Source organism: Acinetobacter calcoaceticus, from assembly GCF_051947995.1.
In the GTDB taxonomy this organism is placed as follows: Bacteria; Pseudomonadota; Gammaproteobacteria; order Pseudomonadales; family Moraxellaceae; genus Acinetobacter.
Genome location: NZ_JBLVVH010000031.1, coordinates 1 through 277 on the forward strand (window position 1 = coordinate 1; position 277 = coordinate 277).

Genomic DNA, 277 nt, shown 5'->3' on the forward strand with positions numbered 1-277 from the left:
ACCCTCAGGGAACTGAAGGGCTATGTCGACGAACTGATGGCCTACGGCAAGCCGATCCCCGCCACCTATTACGACGGCGACAAGCTCGCCACGCTCGACGTCGAGCCGCCGCGCGTGTTCAGCGGCGAGCGCGAGCTGTACAACAAGCTGATGGAAAACGGCATCGAGGTCTACGTGATCAGCGCGGCCCATGAGGAACTGGTGCGGATGGTCGCGGCGGACCCCAGGTATGGCTACAACGCCAAGCCGGAGAACGTCATCGGCGTCACCACCCTGC

The 277-nt window shown here is 63.5% G+C and carries 1 pseudogene; it reads left to right on the forward strand.

The window, feature by feature from the left end:
* Positions 1-277 (forward strand): annotated as a pseudogene (gene pchP, locus ACNQO6_RS18425) (phosphorylcholine phosphatase); the annotation flags it as partial.